The organism is Arthrobacter sp. H41, from assembly GCF_000520535.1.
Classification (GTDB): Bacteria; Actinomycetota; Actinomycetes; order Actinomycetales; family Micrococcaceae; genus Arthrobacter_D.
Map to the genome: position 1 here is coordinate 25,372 of NZ_KI914798.1, position 3,667 is coordinate 29,038.

7 protein-coding genes are annotated in these 3,667 nt (G+C 65.3%); 3 read left to right on the top strand and 4 right to left on the bottom strand.

Features of this window, described 5'->3' with window-relative positions:
• Window positions 1-419 (top strand): PucR family transcriptional regulator (locus Y705_RS23180; RefSeq protein ID WP_253908573.1); only part of this gene is annotated, 419 nt, incomplete at its 5' end.
• On the opposite strand, the gene Y705_RS0110025 is transcribed toward Y705_RS23180, so the two are convergent.
• Window positions 382-789: a helix-turn-helix domain-containing protein gene (locus Y705_RS0110025; RefSeq protein ID WP_026532753.1), complete on the bottom strand. Its 408-nt coding sequence runs from the start codon at window positions 787-789 to the stop codon at window positions 382-384. The genes Y705_RS23180 and Y705_RS0110025 overlap by 38 nt on opposite strands.
• A 128-nt stretch (window positions 790-917) precedes the next feature.
• Here Y705_RS0110025 and Y705_RS18990 point away from each other — a divergent pair, with 128 nt between their 5' ends.
• Window positions 918-1,181 (top strand): hypothetical protein, encoded by a 264-nt coding sequence (locus Y705_RS18990; protein WP_049822573.1) that lies wholly within the window; start codon window positions 918-920, stop codon window positions 1,179-1,181.
• Between the two features lie 22 nt (window positions 1,182-1,203).
• On the opposite strand, the gene Y705_RS0110035 is transcribed toward Y705_RS18990, so the two are convergent.
• Window positions 1,204-1,908, bottom strand: a complete 705-nt coding sequence (locus Y705_RS0110035) for an MgtC/SapB family protein (RefSeq protein WP_026532754.1) — start codon at window positions 1,906-1,908, stop codon at window positions 1,204-1,206.
• A 113-nt stretch (window positions 1,909-2,021) separates the two neighbouring features.
• Between Y705_RS0110035 and Y705_RS0110040 the strand changes: the two genes are divergently transcribed.
• Window positions 2,022-2,867, top strand: a complete 846-nt coding sequence (locus Y705_RS0110040; protein WP_026532755.1) for an HpcH/HpaI aldolase/citrate lyase family protein — start codon at window positions 2,022-2,024, stop codon at window positions 2,865-2,867.
• A 41-nt stretch (window positions 2,868-2,908) separates the two neighbouring features.
• Here the strand turns inward: Y705_RS0110040 and Y705_RS0110045 are convergent, their stop codons facing one another.
• Window positions 2,909-3,139, bottom strand: a complete 231-nt coding sequence (locus Y705_RS0110045) for a zinc-ribbon domain-containing protein (protein ID WP_026532756.1) — start codon at window positions 3,137-3,139, stop codon at window positions 2,909-2,911.
• A 57-nt stretch (window positions 3,140-3,196) separates the two neighbouring features.
• Window positions 3,197-3,667 (bottom strand): fatty acid desaturase family protein (locus tag Y705_RS0110050; RefSeq protein ID WP_026532757.1); only part of this gene is annotated, 471 nt, incomplete at its 5' end.

Genomic DNA, 3,667 nt, shown 5'->3' on the forward strand with positions numbered 1-3,667 from the left:
GGGAGCCGTTCTCCGACCTGCGGAGCCTCCAGGCGGGTTACGCGGAGGCGTGTTCCGCGGCTCAGGCCTCGGCGGTCGACGAGCAGCTCGGGGTGATCGCCGAGTACCGGACCATCGGGGCCTACCAATTCCTCAGCGCCATGGGATGGCAGCTGTCCGACACGCGAAGTGTCTACTTCGCCGAGCTCGAGGACCAGGACCGGGTGGGAGAACTCCTGCCGGTCCTGGAACTGCTCTACGACAAGAACGGATCCGTCCAGGACGTAGCAGAACAGTTGCACCTCCACCGGAGCAGCGTCTATAACCGGTTGACGCGGATCCGGAGGATCATCGGCGCCGATCCCCTGAACGGTGCAGTCCGTCTGGAGCTGCATCTGGCGCTCAAGGCGAGGCGCTGGGGCCTGCGTCCCCGCCTCTGACGCCGCTTCCCGCCTGCGCCTGAAGCCACCGCTCGACGTCGCTCCTCCGTATCCGCCGGTGCGAGCCGCGGTATTCCGTAGGAATCGTGCCCGCATCGGTAAGGTTTCGCAGGTAGGTGGGGGAGATACCCGCCAGCTCGGATGCCTGCGAGGTCGTGAGCAGCTCCGCCACCGAGGTGCACTGGACGGTGTCGCCGTCACCGAGCCGTCCAAGCAGGTCGACGACGGCGTTCCGGGCCGCTGCGGGCAGCCGGTACGCGGTGCCGTCGACGAACACCGTGACGTCGGCACTGCCGGCCAACGCGCGGCGAAGTGCGTCGGATTCCCGCGGCGGAAGCGCGGGGGTGGTGTACGGCGTCCTGATAGGCATGCAGCAATTGTGCCAGTGCACCGACACAGTTGCTCTTTGCAGCAGGTCGTGGCAGGGCTACGCTTGAGCCATCAGTACCCTTACTGCATGGCACCAGCGTCGGTGCCATGGGCGAGATGGTGGGAATAATGACAACGATCAACCATAATCGGGCGGTGCGCCGCATTCGGGGAACCGTACCCCTGAACGTTCCGGCGGAAGTGCCCTGGTGCCAGCCCTGCGACTCCGCGGATTACCTCATCTTCGAAGAATACGTTCCGGCGCGGGCCGACGGCGGCCACGGCTCCAGCATCCCCGGCAGTGTGGCCTACTCCTGCTCGGCCTGCGGGTCGTTCAGCGCCCATTCAGTTCCCGATACGTGGAGCCCGCCGCGCTGGTTCTGGTACACCTGACACCATCCGCTCCCGCAAAGGTCTAGTCCCCGCCGTCCTGGTCGTCGTCGGTGGTGGCAACACCGAGGACACCCGGCACCTCGCTGAGCTGAGCCAGCAGATCCCGCAGCGGCACTTTCCCATGGAACTTCATTCGCACAAGGACCTGCGGCGCAGTCCCGTCGGGTACTTTCCGGGTGGAAAGAATCGAGGCGTCGAAGCCCATCTCGGTTGCTGCGGCCAGCGCCTCCCGCAGCACACCCCGGCCGTCAAGATACTGTATTTCGACGGTTCGCTTCCTGTCCGCCAGGGGCAGGAGCCTGGAGAGTGGTGCAAGCAGGCCGACCGCAACGAAATGCAGGACGGTTGCCGTGACCGCCAGAGGAACCATTCCCGCTCCGCAGGCCATCCCCACTGCGGCGGACATCCAGATGGTGGCGGCCGTGGTGAGGCCACGCACCACGTCCCGGTTCATGAAGATCACTCCTGCCCCGAGGAAACCTACGCCAGAGACGATCTGGGCCGCTATCCGGGACGGGTCGGAAGGGGTGTCGGGCTCCGTGACCGTTGCAAAGCCGTACGCCGATACGAGCGTGAAGACGGCGGACCCTGTTCCCACCAGCGCGTGGGTCCGCAACCCGGCGCTTTTCTGCCGGATCTGCCGCTCCAGCCCGATGAGTGAGGACAACAGAAATGCTGCTGAGGCAAGAATGAGTTCGGTGAGGAAGGTGCCCGACAGAAAGTCCACGCTCAAACCTTATGTTGCCGATGCTCCGCACCGGTGCCGTTTTGGTCGTAGTGTTTATCGGCCCGCTCGTGGCGCGGTGGATAATGCCCGCTCCGCGTCAGTACTGTTTTCCTATGGCCTCCCTTAGAAACAGCCGCGCTGCGGCGCTCCCCGCCAAACTCTCCCGCTCCTGGCTCCTCGCCTCAGCGGCATCCGAGGACAATTTCGTTCCCGCACTAACCTCGGAGGCGGACTCCGTGATCTTCGACATGGAGGATGCGGTGCCCTCCGACGGCAAGGCGGCGGCACGAGAACGCGTGGTTGAAGCGCTGTCCACGGGAATGACAGCGTGGGTGCGGGTCAACGGCATCGAGACCGACTATTGGGCCGACGACCTCGCTGCCCTCTCGAAGGCGCCGGGACTGAGGGGAGTCATGCTCGCCATGACCGAGAAGCCCGAGCAGGTCACGCATACTGCGATGCGGCTCCAGGCCGGCACCCCGGTGCTCGCCCTGGTCGAATCGGCCCTTGGCATTGAAAACGCGACGGCGATAGCCAGCGCGCCGGGCACCTTCCGTCTCGCCTTCGGGGTCGGCGACTTCCGCCGCGACACGGGCGCCTCCGACGATCCGATGGCGCTCGCCTATGCCCGCTCGAAACTGGTCGTAGCCTCGCGGGTGGGCCAGTTGCCGGGTCCGATCGACGGCCCCACAGTCGGGGCGCTCGGCGAGAAGCTGTTCGAGGCGTGCAAAGTCACCGCGTCCATGGGCATGACCGGGAAGCTTTGCCTGCTGCCGGATGCCGCCGACACCATCAACAAGGGGCTATCGCCCAGTGACTCCGAGATCCAGTGGGCACTCGAACTGCTCAGTGCCCATGCAGCAGGTGCGGTTGTGGGCGACGGCTCCTACCTGCCGCGCCTTGCCCGTGCACAGAAAATCTCCTCGCTTGCAGATTCGTACGGGCTGTGGAACGCCTGACGCGGGACAGTCGTCGGGCGTTCGGGCCCCGGTCTGCCAGCTCAGCCAGCCATGGCCCGTTGCTGGCCGGCGCTGAGCTTCGACGATCCTCCGCAGTTACTGCAGACCATCAGCCGCTTACGGTTTACGGTCAAGAGGGGAATGAAGAAGACCGTCAGCTTCGTCCGCCGCTGGAGAACCCGCTGCGGAACATACTGCCCACAGAAGTGGCAGGTGGCGTTGCGCGCGAACAGCATGCGCTCGCGGGATGTGAGGCCGAAGAGGAAGAACATGGAACTCCTTGGTGGTCGCGGAAGGGAAGCCGGGCAGCACCGGCTGTACTGAACAATTTATGGCCGGCGGTATCTGTTGACCATGGGGCAGTCGAACGGATCCCGGGCTGAGAGTCCGACGCGGTTGAGGTACTTCACCACAGCGCCGTAGGAGGCGGCGACGCCGACCTCGGTGTATGGCACTTTGAGGCGTTCGCAGTGCTCCCGGACGATGACCGCTGCCCTGGCCAGGTGCGGACGGGGCATGTCGGGGAAGAGGTGGTGCTCGATCTGGAAGTTCAGGCCGCCGAAAGCGTTGTTCACGAAGGGCCCGCCGCGGATGTTGCGTGAGGTCAGGACCTGCTTCTGGAAGAAATCGAGGGTGCTGTCCTTCGGGACGAGCGGCATGCCCTTGTGGTTGGGGGCGAAGCTCGCGCCCATGTAGATTCCGAAGACGGCGAGCTGGACGCCCAGAAAGGCGAAGGCCATACCGACCGGGAGGAACCAGAACAGGACGCCGAGATAGGCGCCGAACCGGGCGCCGAGGAG